The organism is uncultured Capnocytophaga sp. (assembly GCF_963525585.1).
Classification (GTDB): Bacteria; Bacteroidota; Bacteroidia; order Flavobacteriales; family Flavobacteriaceae; genus Capnocytophaga.
Genome location: NZ_CAURLX010000023.1, coordinates 1 through 14,593, shown reverse-complemented (window position 1 = coordinate 14,593; position 14,593 = coordinate 1). Strand labels below are relative to the sequence as shown.

General features: G+C 33.2%; 15 protein-coding genes. 2 read left to right on the top strand and 13 right to left on the bottom strand.

Annotation, left to right across the window (positions count from 1 at the left end; all coding sequences use genetic code 11):
- Window position 1: 1 nt before the first annotated feature.
- The 4 genes from RYK20_RS06660 to proS all read right to left on the bottom strand — a co-directional run bounded on the left by RYK20_RS06660 (window position 2) and on the right by proS (window position 4,557).
- On the bottom strand, window positions 2-625 hold the full coding sequence (locus RYK20_RS06660) for a rhomboid family intramembrane serine protease (RefSeq protein WP_314894858.1): 624 nt from the start codon (window positions 623-625) through the stop codon (window positions 2-4).
- Window positions 626-643: 18 nt separating this feature from the next.
- Window positions 644-1,153 (bottom strand): hypothetical protein, encoded by a 510-nt coding sequence (locus RYK20_RS06655; RefSeq protein WP_314603511.1) that lies wholly within the window; start codon window positions 1,151-1,153, stop codon window positions 644-646.
- An 11-nt stretch (window positions 1,154-1,164) separates the two neighbouring features.
- Window positions 1,165-2,943 (bottom strand): AMP-binding protein, encoded by a 1,779-nt coding sequence (locus RYK20_RS06650; RefSeq protein ID WP_314894857.1) that lies wholly within the window; start codon window positions 2,941-2,943, stop codon window positions 1,165-1,167.
- 135 nt (window positions 2,944-3,078) lie between these two features.
- A complete protein-coding gene (proS, locus tag RYK20_RS06645; RefSeq protein ID WP_314894856.1) occupies window positions 3,079-4,557 on the bottom strand; it encodes a proline--tRNA ligase in 1,479 nt (492 codons plus the stop codon).
- 175 nt (window positions 4,558-4,732) lie between these two features.
- Between proS and RYK20_RS06640 the strand changes: the two genes are divergently transcribed.
- Window positions 4,733-5,686 (top strand): hypothetical protein, encoded by a 954-nt coding sequence (locus RYK20_RS06640; RefSeq protein ID WP_314894855.1) that lies wholly within the window; start codon window positions 4,733-4,735, stop codon window positions 5,684-5,686.
- Window positions 5,687-5,708: 22 nt separating this feature from the next.
- A complete protein-coding gene (locus tag RYK20_RS06635; RefSeq protein ID WP_314894854.1) occupies window positions 5,709-7,286 on the top strand; it encodes an outer membrane protein transport protein in 1,578 nt (525 codons plus the stop codon).
- A 79-nt stretch (window positions 7,287-7,365) separates the two neighbouring features.
- On the opposite strand, the gene RYK20_RS06630 is transcribed toward RYK20_RS06635, so the two are convergent.
- From RYK20_RS06630 to pncB, 9 genes are all read right to left on the bottom strand, one after another.
- Window positions 7,366-7,680, bottom strand: coding sequence for a hypothetical protein (locus tag RYK20_RS06630; protein ID WP_314603516.1), 315 nt, complete (start codon window positions 7,678-7,680; stop codon window positions 7,366-7,368).
- A 115-nt stretch (window positions 7,681-7,795) separates the two neighbouring features.
- Window positions 7,796-8,713, bottom strand: a complete 918-nt coding sequence (locus tag RYK20_RS06625; RefSeq protein WP_314894853.1) for a leucine-rich repeat domain-containing protein — start codon at window positions 8,711-8,713, stop codon at window positions 7,796-7,798.
- Between the two features lie 111 nt (window positions 8,714-8,824).
- Entirely contained in the window at window positions 8,825-9,136 is a 312-nt protein-coding gene (locus tag RYK20_RS06620) for a hypothetical protein (RefSeq protein WP_314894852.1), read from the bottom strand.
- A 139-nt stretch (window positions 9,137-9,275) separates the two neighbouring features.
- Window positions 9,276-9,749 carry a hypothetical protein gene (locus RYK20_RS06615; RefSeq protein WP_314894851.1) on the bottom strand — a complete coding sequence of 158 codons (474 nt, stop codon included), beginning with the start codon at window positions 9,747-9,749 and terminating at the stop codon, window positions 9,276-9,278.
- Window positions 9,750-9,823: 74 nt separating this feature from the next.
- Window positions 9,824-10,870: an FAD-dependent oxidoreductase gene (locus RYK20_RS06610; RefSeq protein ID WP_314894850.1), complete on the bottom strand. Its 1,047-nt coding sequence runs from the start codon at window positions 10,868-10,870 to the stop codon at window positions 9,824-9,826.
- An 18-nt stretch (window positions 10,871-10,888) separates the two neighbouring features.
- On the bottom strand, window positions 10,889-11,749 hold the full coding sequence (locus RYK20_RS06605) for an N-acetylglucosamine kinase (protein WP_314894849.1): 861 nt from the start codon (window positions 11,747-11,749) through the stop codon (window positions 10,889-10,891).
- A gap of 155 nt (window positions 11,750-11,904) precedes the next feature.
- Window positions 11,905-12,906 (bottom strand): type I glyceraldehyde-3-phosphate dehydrogenase, encoded by a 1,002-nt coding sequence (gene gap, locus RYK20_RS06600; protein ID WP_311456821.1) that lies wholly within the window; start codon window positions 12,904-12,906, stop codon window positions 11,905-11,907.
- Window positions 12,907-12,946: 40 nt separating this feature from the next.
- Window positions 12,947-13,135, bottom strand: a complete 189-nt coding sequence (locus RYK20_RS06595; protein ID WP_297978667.1) for a hypothetical protein — start codon at window positions 13,133-13,135, stop codon at window positions 12,947-12,949.
- A gap of 13 nt (window positions 13,136-13,148) precedes the next feature.
- Window positions 13,149-14,330, bottom strand: a complete 1,182-nt coding sequence (pncB, locus tag RYK20_RS06590) for a nicotinate phosphoribosyltransferase (protein WP_297978665.1) — start codon at window positions 14,328-14,330, stop codon at window positions 13,149-13,151.
- Window positions 14,331-14,593: the final 263 nt, after the last annotated feature.

The window sequence follows — 14,593 nt, the reverse complement described above, 5'->3', positions numbered from 1 at the left end:
ATTATTTTGCTAATAACTTATAGCCCATATAGGCAAGGGGTAATCCCATAATTCCCAAATATATAGCGTGCTGAAATACTACAGAAGGTGCTGAAATAATGATAATGATAAGTCCGAAAATAGCTCCTCCTAAGTGAGCTGCATGACCTACATTATCTCCCACACGAGGATTAAGCATTCTATAAACAGAATATCCAAAATAAATAGTACCAAAGAGCCAACCTGGGATGAAATTTACTCTTAGGTTGGGCTCTATTGCAATACAAGCAAAAATAATCCCAGAGACTCCTCCAGATGCTCCAATGGCAGAGTAATAAGGTTGATGTCTGTAAATATAAAAACTGAAGAGGTTTCCTACAATAATTGAACCTAAGTATATAAGTAGGAAAATAAAAATTCCTAAGCTATAAATAATCAAATCCTGAAAAAAATACAAGGAAATCATATTAAAGATAAGATGCTCCCAACTTGCGTGTAGGAATCCTGAAGAAATAAGACGTATATAATCTCCCCCCTGTACAGCTCTTATATTGAACATATAACGTTCAAAAAAAGAAGGATTATTGAACCCGTACATACTGATCCCTATAGTAACAATCAGTAAAATAAAAAAAATACCTATCATAAGAATAAGTGCAGAGGATTAGTATTCTTCTTCATTATAGCCGTGATATTCGTCGAATTCATCTTGATCAAACTCAAAATCATTGAATTCGGAGTCAAATTCATCAAAATCTTCTGCAATAAAATTCTTCTCAGGAGCTTCCTCTGGAACAAAACCGTGTTTTACTAATATATTAGGATAAGTGACTCCTTCTTGAGGTTTTCCAATTTCCTTAAGCTCAACAAAGAAAGTCCACATATTATAGAAATCATATACATATAACAGATGTCTATTATCTTCATCTATCACAGATTCTAGGATAGTATCTGCCATTACAGGGGTATCTCCTTCAGTATCAAATAGGCTAAATTCTTCTCCTTGATTCCAGTCTTCATCACTTTTGTAGAAAGATGCCATCTCTTCCCCATTAAAGCCGAAAGACTTTGAGATACATTTATGAAAATCCTCCAGATTGATATTACTCTCAACCTCAATATCACGGAATACATCAGTATCCACATCCAAAATAATTCTAAAACGATAGAGCATATATTATATAATTAAGATTCTTTATTGTAAAATTTGTTATATATATCTTTGTATTTTTCAAGTATAATTCTGCGTTTGAGCTTGAGTGTAGGCGTCAGATGTCCAGCGTCTATACTCCATTCATCAGGAGTCAGTTCAAATACTTTTACTTGTTCCCATTTACCCAATCTCTTATTGATACGTTCAATTTCTTTACCAATACGCTCACGAACCCGTTGGTCTTTTGTGAGTTCTATATCAGTGAAAATCTGAGTCTCACCGTGTCGTTTGAGCCATTCCCTCACAAAAGTAAAGTTAATTTGAATGAATGCTCCAGGCATTTTTTCCCCATCTCCCACGACCATTGCCTGCTCAATGAATCTAGATTGTTTTAATTTATTTTCAATATATTGAGGAGCTATATATTTTCCTCCTGAAGTTTTGAACATTTCTTTTTTGCGGTCAGTAATAGTGAGAAATCCATCGTCATCTAAGTATCCTATATCTCCTGTATGGAAGAATCCATCTTTGTCAATAGCTTCGTTCGTTTGTTCTTCGTTTTTGTAATATCCAAGCATTATATTATTTCCTTTACAAAGAATTTCTCCATCATCGGCTATTTTTACTTCAATATTATCAATAGGCTTGCCAATGGTACCAATTTTCCATAGATTTCCTTTTTTACAATTTACAGAAATTACAGGAGAAGTCTCTGTTAGCCCATATCCTTCCCAAATAGGAATTCCAGCAGCTGAAAATACCCTGACGAGCCTTGGCTGTAATGCGGCACTTCCACAAATCATTTGCAGATTTCCCCCTAAGGCTTTTTTCCATTTAGAGAAAATAAGCTTACGAGCTATTTTTAATTTTAGATAATACCACCAGCTATTTTTTCCATAAGGTTCATATCTGTATCCTAATTTTAGTGCCCAGAAAAATAGGTTTCTAGCAATTCCAGAAAGGGCAATTCCTTTATTGTAGATACTGTCATATACCTTTTCCACTACACGAGGAACGACAGTAATTAGGCGAGGTTTTACTTCACTGATATTTACAGCTATTTTCTCAAAAGATTCAGCAAAATAAAGCCTAATTCCATTATACTGATACAAATAAGTAAGCATCCTCTCAAAGATGTGACATACAGGCAAAAAACTGAGGCAGATATCTCCTGCTTTTACAGGAACACGAGAATCACAATTTTTTATATCACTGATAATATTATCGTGTGAGAGCATTACACCTTTAGGCTTTCCTGTAGTCCCTGAAGTATAAATAATAGTAGCCATATCAGTGGATGAAATTTGTTTTTTTATATTATCTACTTCAGATTGTTTTTCTGTATTTTCTCCTAGTAGAAGAATATCCTTCCAGCTTCGCACATTTTCTATAGTATCAAAAGAAAAAATTTCCTTTAAAGAGATGACCTCATCACGTACATCTTTTACTTTTTCTAATAAATCTTTATCGGATACAAAACAATATGATACCTCAGCGTGATTGAATATATAAATGTAGTCTTCCTTAGGAATAGTTGGGTATATAGGTACATTATAAGCTCCTATTTGCATAATAGCCATATCCAAGATGTGCCATTCAGTACGATTATTAGAACAGACAACCGCTATTTTGTCCTTAGGTTTTACCCCTATATATAGTAGGGCTCGGCTTACAGTATTGATTTTTTCTATATATTCTTCAGAGGAAATAGGAGTCCATTCATTATTATATTTAGTAACTAATGCATTTTCAATAGGATAATTTTCTAGTTGAAAATAAGGAATATCAAATAAGCGAGTTACATTTGTCATAATTTTTCTATTAAGGAAGACTTTTGTATTTTAGTGCAAATATACATTAAATTTCTGAGATATGGATTAATCAAACAAGAAAAAATAGAGGCTATTGAACCCCAATAGCCTCTAAAACATTGAAAATTAGCGAAATTAATAAGCCTTAGCAAAAAGTACTCGACCTAGAGAAGCTTTTCCTGAATAGATGCACTTTCCTGTTTCTTCTTTTCTATCAAGAGGGATACAGCGAATAGTCGCTTGAGTTTCTTCCTTGATCTTGGCTTCTGTTTCGGGAGTTCCGTCCCAATGAGCAGCGATGAAACCTCCTTTGTTTTCTAGGATTTCTTTGAATTCTTCGTAGGAATTCACTTCAGTGATATGTGTATCACGATAAGTTAGGGCTTTTTGATAGATATTATTCTGAATATCAGTGAGTAGTTGCTCTATGTGAGTTATAATATTTTCTCTAGAAACACTTTCTTTCGTAAGGGTATCACGGCGAGCTACTTCATAGGTGTTATTTTCCAAATCACGTTGACCTATAGCCAAACGCACTGGCACTCCTTTGAGTTCGTATTCGTGGAACTTAAACCCTGGTTTTTGTGTGTCATCATCATCAAATTTTACAGAAATATTACGTTCTTTTAACTCCTGTATAAGTGGAGTTATTCTTTCACGAATAGCTTGTAGTTGTTCTTCTCCTTTGTAAATAGGTACAATGACCACCTGTATAGGAGCTAGTAGGGGAGGAAGAACCAGCCCGTTGTCATCACTATGACTCATTATTAAAGCTCCCATTAGTCGGGTGGAAACTCCCCAAGAGCTTGCCCATACATAGTCTAATACACCTTCTTTGTTAGCAAATTTTACCTCAAAGGCTTTAGCAAAATTTTGTCCTAAGAAGTGGGATGTACCCGCCTGTAGGGCTTTCCCGTCCTGCATAAGTGCTTCTATACAATAGGTATCATCAGCTCCTGCAAAACGTTCTGTTTCTGTTTTTTTACCTCGTACCACAGGCACAGCCATATAGTTTTCTACAAAGGAGGCATAAACATCGTTCATTTTTTGAGCTTCTTCTAATGCTTCTTCTCGGGTAGCGTGTGCAGTATGTCCTTCTTGCCATAAAAATTCTGCAGTACGTAAGAATAAGCGTGTGCGCATCTCCCAACGTACAACATTTGCCCATTGGTTGATAAGGATAGGAAGGTCTCGGTAGGATTGTATCCAGTTTTTATAGGTATTCCAGATAATTGCCTCACTGGTAGGGCGTACAATGAGTTCTTCCTCTAGTTTTGCTTCAGGATCTACAATTAGCTTTCCTTTTTGTGAAGGATCAGCTTTAAGGCGATAATGGGTAACTACGGCACATTCTTTAGCAAAACCTTCAGCATTCTTTTCTTCAGCTTCAAAATAGCTTTTGGGAACAAAAATAGGAAAATAAGCATTCTGATGCCCCGTTTCCTTGAACATTTTGTCTAAAATATCTTTCATTTTTTCCCAAATGGCGTATCCATAAGGCTTGATGACCATACAGCCACGTACACCTGAATTCTCTGCAAGCCCTGCTTTTACTACTAATTCATTATACCATTTGGAATAATCTTCTGCTCTTGATGTTAAATTTTTACTCATACTAAAATCTTTGGCACAAAAATTGTACATTTGTGCAAAAGTACGAATTAATTTCAAAAGTTACCAAATAGAATTATCTATTTTTACTCATAAAAATTACTAACCAAATATTAGGAGATTTTTTTATTTATAAAAAAATGAAATATACTTGATAATCAATAATAAAAAAATGAAAATGAAAAGAACAACAATTATTCGTTATGCTATAGGTACATTTGTGTTACTTATAGGCTTTACCTCTTGTGGGGTTTATCCAGGAATGGTGTATGATGATGGTATTTATGGAGATGAAACACCTCGTCCTAGGTATTATGAATCATCAGAAGATATTGTTAATCACTCTCCAGAGACCTATAGAGAACGGCTAAACCAGAAGATAGCAGGCTATCGTGATTTTCAGCAAGAAGCAGAACGTCCAGCCCCAGCTTACACGCCACTTACTAATATAGATAGTTACCGAACTCCTGCTGAACAAAATAGAGGTTCTTATAATACCTATGGTAGTTGGGGAGAGAATGCTCGACCAACCTCTGTAAATGTATATAATAATTATGGAGGCTGGGGATATCCTTATTATAATTCTCCTTATTATTGGGGTTCAGGAGCTTGGGGAGGTTATTATTCTTCATCTTATTATTATCCTCGTAGTGGCTGGGGTTGGGGAATCTCTGTAGGATCTTATGACCCTTATTGGAGCTGGCGTTATTATGATAGTTATTACTATCCTTACTATGGTTATTATTCACCTTACTATTATTCTCCTTATTACTATAATTATCCTAGGTATCACTATAATCGTGAAAATAATTACTATTACTACAGTGATCCTTACGGAAATACCTCTCGTAGGTATTCTCCTACCAATGGTCGTAGAGGAGATAGTAGCCGTTATGAGGATTATAATTACCAAAGAGGCTCTTCTCGTTCTTATGGAAACTATAATAATTCCTATGATTCCTCTTCTCGTTCTTATCACGAGAATACCAATCGCACCTATGATTCTTCAAGAAATTATAATAATTACAATAATAACTATGATAATAGTTCTCGTTCTTATCAAGAGAATAACAACTATGGAGGGGAGAATAGAAATAATGGAGGTTTTCAGGGAACAGGAAAGAATTTTTAATTATTAACTATAGATAGAAAAAATGAAAAAAAAGATAATACTAATTGGATTTTGCTTAGTGGGTGGCATACTTTCTGCTCAAAATCTTACAGATGGATTGCGATATTCAATGGAAGAGCTTGATGGCACAGCTCGATTCAAAGCAATGAGTGGAGCTTTTACCTCTTTAGGAGGAGACCTTTCGGCTATATCTATAAATCCTGCTGGAAGTACTATTTTTGCAGGAGGAGAAATTAGTGTAACTATCGCTAATAATAACACAAAGAATGCAGGAACTAGAACCATTAATTCTTCTGATTTTTCTTTTAGTCAATTTGGAATAGCCGTGCCTGTTCCCATAGGTAATGAAGGATGGAAGAATATTGCTTTTGGGTTCAACTATCAGCAAACACATAATTTTACTCCACAAGATATACATTATAGTGGACCGTCAAATAAGAATTTAGGAGATTATTTTCAGTATTATGCTAGTGGAATAGAACAAGAAAACTTAATGTTGGTAGAGTATGGAGCAGATAAGAGACCTTCACGAAGATGGCGACTAGATAATCTTTATAGTGCTTATGGTCAAGCAGTTAGATTTAGTCCTTTTAAATTACGAAATGCCTTACTTGGATATACTGCAGGGCTTATAAAACCTCAGAGTGGGAAAACAGCCATTGAACCTTCCATGACAGATGCTGAAGCAAATGCTGTGAAGAATGAAACAACTTATGTGAGTAATGTATCAGGCACTACCTTTCAGAATATCGAGCGTTATACAGAAGGTGGAGTAAATAGATATAACTTTAACTTTGCTGCAAGGTATGATATTTTTTCTTTTGGGATTAATCTTAATAGTCATAATGTGGATTACAGAGAAGTTACAAGGCATAGGGAAAATTATCTGAATAATACAGCTTCAGGGGTTCGGTCAGCTTATTTTCAAAATGAACTTAAGACAACTGGAAGTGGTTTTTCTTTACAGCTAGGTGCTATAGCAAAAATAGCCGAGGGAGTACGTATAGGGCTTAGTTATACTTCTCCAACTTGGTATAATTTACAAGACGAAACCACTCAGTCACTAAGAGTTACTACGGAATCCAATGGAGATTTTTGGGCAAATCCTAATGTAGTAGCTGTTTATGATAGGTATCGTTTTCGTACACCAGCCTCTTGGACAGTAGGAGCTAGCTGGGTATGGAATAAGAGTCTAATCCTCAGTGGAGACTATATGTACAAAGGTTATGGTAAAATCCATTATAGCTCAGATAATTTGAAATCAGAAAATAGTATTATTCAACAGACTTTAGGAGATACTTCTACCTTACGTTTCGGAGCCGAATACCGTTTTCTGGTAAATAATAAGCTGAATTTATTTTTACGAGGTGGTTATCGTTATCAGCAGAGTCCTTACAAAGGTGATGAAAAATATATTGGTAATTTGAATGGATTTTCTACAGGAACAGGGATAGCTTTTAAAGGAATGCGCTTTGACCTTTCTTATGATATAGCGAAACAAGATCACCAGCCACAATTCTATGAAAGTGTCTTGACAAGCTCTGCAAAATTTGAAAGAACATACCAAAATTTACTATTCTCATTTTCATTTAAGTTTTAAAGATTAATTGATTTATGAAAAGGTAACTCTTATTTCTTGGAGTTACCTTTTCTATTTTTAATTTATAACTTAGATAGATTTAACTTTTAAGCAATGAAGTATCACCTTTTAAATCTAAAAAAATATTTATTTCATCTAGTAATTCTTTTTCAGTTACACCTCTTCTTTCTTTTATTACTTCTAATTTATTTTTATTGATTATTTCAAAATCAAAATCATATCTAATATGCTCATTTTCAAAATAATTATAAGTAGATATGTATATCAATTTATTCTTTTTCTTAATACCTATAGCACAAGTATCAGCTTCCCACAGATCTATAACTTCTACTTGTGAAGTGTCTAATGTATTCTTTAGATTTTTTAAAAAATTTTCTATTGTAATATCTTTCATTTTTTATAAATCTTCTCGCTATTTATTTATTGTAGAATTCCTATTTTTTAGAGCTTCTTATGTCATTTGTTCAGCAAATTCCTCCATTGGTGCGAGCTGATAGCTTGAGTCTTAATCATCCTTCGCCTAATGTTATGTATTTAATACCCAAAAAATTCAAATCATCTATGATTTTTAATATTTTATGTTTTTCTATAGCTATTACTTGCAAATTTTTAATCGGAGTTATATCACTTATTTCTTTAATAGGATTATAGAACATATACAGTTTTTTCAAATGAGGTAGGTGTTCTAATCCCATTAAACTCTCTATTTTATTTTCTTGGACATCTAAAAACTCAAGAGATTTTAATTTTTTAAAAGGAAGAAAATTAGTAAATGGAGAATCATATAAATCTAAATGTTTTAGTTTCCTACAATTTTCTAATCCTTCTAATTTTTGATTTGTATCAGCATTATAGCCGTGCAATTTCCGCACATTTGGAGTATTTTTTAAGGAATAAAAATCAAAATTTTTAAAATCTACATATAAATTCTCTAATTTAGGAAAAGATTTATCTATAAACTTAATGTAATTATTTGTTGTGCGTAATTCTTTTAAACTGGGAATATTTACATTTGCTAAATTCGTTATTGAAGTATCCGAGATGTTTAATATTTTAATTGAATTACTACTAATATTCAAATTGGTTATCTTCTTATTTTTTGTAATCTCTAAAGTCTTTAAAGCTGGGAAATCAGGAAAGTTATTAAATACATCCATATGGGAGAAAGAGCAACATTCTAAGGTTAAGTCTCTAAGTTGTTCAAATCGTTTTAACTCACTTAAATCCGATAAATTACACTTATAAAAAGTTATTTCTTTCAGAGTATCCACAAAAGGTAAAAAATCATCAAAAGAATCGATATTCTCTCCAGAAAATATTATTTCTACTACTTTATTTCGATATAGGCGTATAGCACTCCTTTGGGAAGAAATGTAGTTTGCTGAGATATTATCTAATTTGTATTTCTTTATCAGATCTGATAACATATTTTTATTTTTTACACATCCAGCTTTTATAGTGTTAATTTAAAATAGGGCTTAATTTATAAATGAGATAAAAAGCTAAAAATCAAAAACTTTGTAATAAAAAAATATTTTTTAAATAGCAATCATCCAGCCTAATATAAAAAATAATACCCATATAATATGTAATATCCAAACAATTATTGTTCCTTTAGAATTTCTAATCTTTTTCAGCCAATGGTATAGTAACAAAGAACAAATTACTACATATACTCCAAATAATATATAATACAATTGATATTGCCATAGAGGAGGTTTGTATATTTCATAATCCGCTCGTTGCATCAGATTTTCTGTATCAAACCAGACTCCAGCCATCCAAGAGAACTGAAATATCGCAAAAATATTGTAAATCCAAAATAAGAATACAATTTTATATAGTTTCATTATTTAGACTTTTTATGGTTAATTCTATTTAAAAAAATTTCTTCTGCTAGTGCAAGCTTGTAGCTCAAGACTCTATAATTAGTTTTTTGTTTTTCATTGTTTAGTAAGCTGTTGGAATCTTAAAAGTATATCTGAAATATTAGTTTTTTATTTGTTGAGAAAAGGTCATACAAAGATTATCCTCTTCGAAAAATCCTTTTTCTGAGATTTCTATTTCAAATTTCTTATTAGGATATATAAAATGTAAATACATTTCCCAGAAATTTCTTATTGTTTCAACGAACTTATAAAAGAGATATTCATCTTCTACAGATTTATCATATGCCAAAGTATAAAAATCCCATAAGCTTATTAAATTAGTATAACGTTCAATTTCTTTAATATTGTAATTAAAACGTTCATACAGATTGTATTTCTGTATTAAGGAATAATGTTCTTTTAAATATACCCCTCCATCCTCCTCTATTAAAGGAGGAGCTAGGACTCCTGCTGTAGCTATAAATTTCTCAACATTTACTAAATTTGATACATATCCTAAAAAACTTATTTCAGGAAATTGTGATGGAAATCTTTTAATAATATTTACATCCAAGAACCCTTTTTCTTTTTTCATAAAGCTATATCCTTAAAAATTCAATTTATCAAGCACTTGTTGAGGAACTTTTCCTACGAATATTTTTTGTTTTATTACTTCTTTCCTAGAAAACGATTGATATTCATTTCTTTGTCAATAGCTTCACCCTTTTCTATAAAATTAAATAAGGAAGTAGCCGTAAAAGGAGCCAATAAAGCCCCGTGAGTTCCTAATCCATTAAGAATAAATAATTGCTTGTAAATAGGATGAACCCCTACCAGAGGACGTCTATCCCTGATAGTAGGTCGGATTCCAGCCACCTGGTCTGTGATGTGATAAGGACACGAGATGAGCCGTTCTAGTTTTTCAATGAGTATTTCTCTTCCTAGGGAAGTAGGAGAAGGGTCTTTATCATCATTATCATAGGTGGTACCTATTTTGAAGTGATTTCCTCCTAAAGGTGCTATAAAGCCATCAGACTTAATAACTCCTTCTAAATGCAGATTATCAGCTTCAAAACTTAGTAACTCACCTTTACTTCCTACCATAGGTAACGTATTAAAGAAAGGATTATTCACCATTCCATATCCTTCACAAAAGATGATTTTTTTAGCAGAAATTCCTTTGTAACAAATAGAATCTTCCTTGATTTCTAAGGTATTATAATCAAATTTTTCTTCAAAAAATTTACCTTCTTTCTCTAGTTTCTTCTGATAAGTAGGGATCAGGTTACGAGTGTTTATCATACCTGTGTGCAACACTTCTCCTAGACCAAAAGGAGTAGAAATACAAGGGCTGAGTTCATTAATAATTTCTGTAGATAAATATTCTGAAAGAATTGGTTTATCGGATACTACAAACCAATTATTTTTCTCTTCTACAGAGGTAAATTTCCTAAAAACACGTACTTTATGAAGTAGTGGAGTGGCTAGTTTTTTCTCTATTTCACTAAAAAAAGGAACTAATAAATGCATTTGTTCCTGAGCCTTCCATACAGCTGTAAAACGCTTGAGTATGATAGGATTAAACATAGCACCTGCTACAGTAGTAACAGGTGCAGGATTATCATTGAAAACAACAAAGCTCTTTTGATTCTTTTCTAATAAATGGGCAAAACTACTTCCAGCAAAGCCAAACCCTACAATGAGATAGTCTTTCATACTAATTTTGAAAAATAATTATTTATTGGGTTTGTGCATAAGGTGGTATTCTACTAAGCCATCAATAGGTTTTCTAAGGATTTTTCCTACCTTGAGCCCATTGGCTGAGAATACATCCTTTACAATGTCCTGTAGGTAGAAAGCAATACTTCCTACAAAGTTAATAGGAACTTCTTTATGAGCTTCATATTGGACTACCCAATGATCAATAAAGAGCTGTACGCCTTCCTTTATAATTTGATTACAATAGGTTTCATCTTTATTCTCTACTAGAAAGCGAGCAAAAGTAGCAAGATAACTATTGGGGTTAGGAAGCTTGTATAAATGAGATTTGATGACATCAGAATTAAGTTCATACTCATGTTCAAACTTGTGGCGTAATTCTTCGGGCATAATTTTAAAGAAATAATCAACAATAAGTCTTTTCCCAAAGAAGTTCCCACTACACTCATCCATCAAAGAATATCCTAGAGAATCAACAGCTTGATGCAGTTCTTTTCCATCCCAGTAAGAACAGTTTGCTCCTGTACCAAGGATACCAACGATGGCCTTTTCTCCTTCACTTGTAGTAGCATATACCGCAGCATATGTGTCTTCTTTCACAACAATGGTAGCATTTGAGAAAAAACGTTGTAGAATAGTATGTAAAAAAGTACGAAGACGCTCTGTTCCACAACCTGCACCATAGAAATAAATATGTTTAGCTTTTTTTCTATTCTCATTCAGTTGTTCGTTTGTGGTGAGGCGTTCCATTACGATTTCTTCGGTAAGTACTTCAGGATTAAGTCCAAGAGTTTGAGTTCCAAATTCTTTTAATCCTTTCTCATTAAGTGCAGTCCAATCGGCTTTGGTAGCACCACTATCTACTATTAAAATCATATTTTAAGGGGTTAAGTTAAGAAAATATTTATGTGAAAAATATAACTAAAAATATCAGTTATAATTACTGAGAAAATGTGTTTTTTTTTGCTAAAAAGACGTGTGTTTTCTAGAAAAACACACGTCTTTAGCAAATAATCGTAACTATATTTGGATTAAAGGCTAGCTACGTGTTGTGCTAAATCAACTAATTTATTTGAATAACCAGCTTCATTATCATACCAAGACACTACTTTGAAGAAGTGTTCATTAAGCTCAATACCAGCTTTTGCATCATAGATAGAAGTATTGGTGCAGCCAACAAAATCTTGAGAAACAACGAGTTCTTCTGTATAAGCCAAAATATTCTTAAGTTCTCCTTCAGAGGCTTTTTTCATAGCTTCGTTAATTTCTTTAAGAGAAGTAGCTTTCTTAGTTTTTACAGTTAAATCAACAACGGAAACATCGGCAGTAGGTACACGGAAAGCCATACCTGTAAGTTTTCCATTAAGTTCAGGAATTACTTTACCTACAGCTTTAGCTGCACCTGTGGAAGAAGGGATAATATTAATGAGAGCAGAGCGTCCTCCTCTCCAGTCTTTTTTGGAAGGTCCATCTACAGTAAGCTGAGTAGCGGTAGTAGCGTGCACAGTAGTCATAAGGGCTTCTTCGATACCGAAATTGTCATTAATTACTTTAGCGATAGGAGCCAAGCAGTTGGTAGTACAAGAAGCATTAGAAACAATGTTATCAGTGGGTTTTACACTCTTATGATTTACTCCCATAACGAACATAGGAGCATCTGCGGAAGGAGCTGAAATAACTACTTTTTTAGCTCCAGCATTAAGGTGAGCTTGTGCCTTTTCTAGAGTAGTGAAGAGTCCTGTACATTCAAGTACTACATCTACTCCTATTTCATTCCACTTAAGGTTATTAGGATCTTTTTCTGCTGTAATACGAATAGTTTTTCCATCTACTACAAGGTTTCCATTTTCAGCTTTTACGTCTAGAGGAAAAGTACCGTGAACAGAGTCATATTTTAGTAAGTAGGCGATATAATCTACCTCTTGTAAGTCATTAATACCTACGACTTCTACATTGGCACGTTTTGAAATAGCCCTAAAAGCAAGACGTCCAATACGTCCAAATCCGTTGATTCCAATTTTTAATACTGACATAAAATTTTGGTTTTAAATTATTTAAAATGATTAGATTAATTTATTTATCTCTAGAAGATAATTTTTTTGAAAGCATATAAATTCCAATAACTAAGAAAATAAGTCCTAAAATGAGTATATATTGTTCCTGAAATAATCTGTATTCTTTGTTAGATTGTAAATAAAGGAGAATAACTCCAATAATCATACAGAGATAAGCAATTGTATTTGTTTTTTTTAATATACTCATAATTTTTTAGTTTTTATGAATGAATTCTTAATATTTCCTTAGCAAGTTCAATCATTCTGGGGTCTCCAGTATGTTTTTTGGGCTCATCAGAAAGCTTAACAGTCTTCACCCATACATTATCAGAAGTAAGAACTTCAGTTAGTTTCATCACAATGTTCATAGGGACTAATCCCACATCATTAGTCAAATTAGTACCTATTCCAAATGAAATTCCTATTCTACCTTTGCAGGCTTTTGTAATGGTTTCTACCTTTTCAGGAGTGAGACCATCGGAGAAGATAATATATTTTGAGAGAGGATTGATACCAAATTTTTTATAGTGTTCTATAGTTTTATTTGCAAATTCAATAGGATCTCCGCTATCGTGGCGTACTCCATCAAATAATTTGGCAAATTTAGTATCAAATTGCTTGAAGAAAACATCTGTGGTATAAGTGTCAGAAAGAGCAACTCCTAAATCACCACGATAGACATCCACCCAATGTTCCAATGACATAGCATTGGACATCTTGAAGCCATATTCTGCAGCGTGGAACATAAACCATTCGTGTGCGTGCGTACCTATAGATTTTACTTGATACTTCATCGCAAAGTGGACATTACTAGTACCTGAAAAATTATATCGATGAGATTTGGTAAGGGTTTTCATTACAAGATCATGCACACGATAGGAATGCCTTCTGCGCGTTCCAAATTCAGCGAAAACAACATCAAGGCTTTCATAGTCACGGATTTTGTGGGTCGTATTTGCCACTATTTGGTCATCACTCCAAGCAACAGCATTGGTTAGCTTATAATAAAGTTCGCTAATCATAGAAAGCAAGGGAACTTCCCATAAGATAGTCCTGTACCAATATCCTTCTACACGTACTTCAAGGTCTTTGCCTACTTGTGAAATCTGTACTTCAGAAGGATCATACTGATATCCTTCTAGAAAGTCTATATATGCAGGATTAAGGTAAGGGCAAGAGGTTTTGAGGAAATTTTTCTCTTCTTTTGAAAGCCTTAAGCGACTCATTTGGTTCACAGCCTCCTGCATCGCTTTGCCAAACCCCTCTGGAAACTCGTGTTTTCCTCGGTTGATAAATTCATATCTTCCTTTGACAGAAGGGAAGAGCTTCACTACAGCACATTGCATTGTGAATTTGTAGAAATCATTATCTAAAATAGAGGTAAAAATAGGTTCTATTAGCATAGTTAAAAATTTTCCCTTTAAAACCATACAAAGGTAAGTAAATATTTTAAATAAATAGTGTTTTTTTTGATTTATTTTACAATAAAAAACATAAAACAATGATAATCAGCGAAGTATAATTTTTTTTAAAAATATATGTTTTTTTATTTGCAGAATAAGAAAAAAGTTGTACCTTTGCACCCGTATTCCTAACGATACATTTAGTTAAGGAGAAATGGCAGAGCGGTCGAATGCGGCGGTCTTGAAAACCGTTGAGGGTAACA

Coding starts and splice junctions, on each gene's coding strand:
- RYK20_RS06660 (WP_314894858.1), bottom strand. CDS start 625: ATGATAGGTATTTTTTTTATTTTACTGATTGTTACTATAGGGATCAGT.
- RYK20_RS06655 (WP_314603511.1), bottom strand. CDS start 1,153: ATGCTCTATCGTTTTAGAATTATTTTGGATGTGGATACTGATGTATTC.
- RYK20_RS06650 (WP_314894857.1), bottom strand. CDS start 2,943: ATGACAAATGTAACTCGCTTATTTGATATTCCTTATTTTCAACTAGAA.
- proS (WP_314894856.1), bottom strand. CDS start 4,557: ATGAGTAAAAATTTAACATCAAGAGCAGAAGATTATTCCAAATGGTAT.
- RYK20_RS06640 (WP_314894855.1), top strand. CDS start 4,733: ATGAAAAGAACAACAATTATTCGTTATGCTATAGGTACATTTGTGTTA.
- RYK20_RS06635 (WP_314894854.1), top strand. CDS start 5,709: ATGAAAAAAAAGATAATACTAATTGGATTTTGCTTAGTGGGTGGCATA.
- RYK20_RS06630 (WP_314603516.1), bottom strand. CDS start 7,680: ATGAAAGATATTACAATAGAAAATTTTTTAAAAAATCTAAAGAATACA.
- RYK20_RS06625 (WP_314894853.1), bottom strand. CDS start 8,713: ATGTTATCAGATCTGATAAAGAAATACAAATTAGATAATATCTCAGCA.
- RYK20_RS06620 (WP_314894852.1), bottom strand. CDS start 9,136: ATGAAACTATATAAAATTGTATTCTTATTTTGGATTTACAATATTTTT.
- RYK20_RS06615 (WP_314894851.1), bottom strand. CDS start 9,749: ATGAAAAAAGAAAAAGGGTTCTTGGATGTAAATATTATTAAAAGATTT.
- RYK20_RS06610 (WP_314894850.1), bottom strand. CDS start 10,870: ATGAAAGACTATCTCATTGTAGGGTTTGGCTTTGCTGGAAGTAGTTTT.
- RYK20_RS06605 (WP_314894849.1), bottom strand. CDS start 11,749: ATGATTTTAATAGTAGATAGTGGTGCTACCAAAGCCGATTGGACTGCA.
- gap (WP_311456821.1), bottom strand. CDS start 12,906: ATGTCAGTATTAAAAATTGGAATCAACGGATTTGGACGTATTGGACGT.
- RYK20_RS06595 (WP_297978667.1), bottom strand. CDS start 13,135: ATGAGTATATTAAAAAAAACAAATACAATTGCTTATCTCTGTATGATT.
- pncB (WP_297978665.1), bottom strand. CDS start 14,330: ATGCTAATAGAACCTATTTTTACCTCTATTTTAGATAATGATTTCTAC.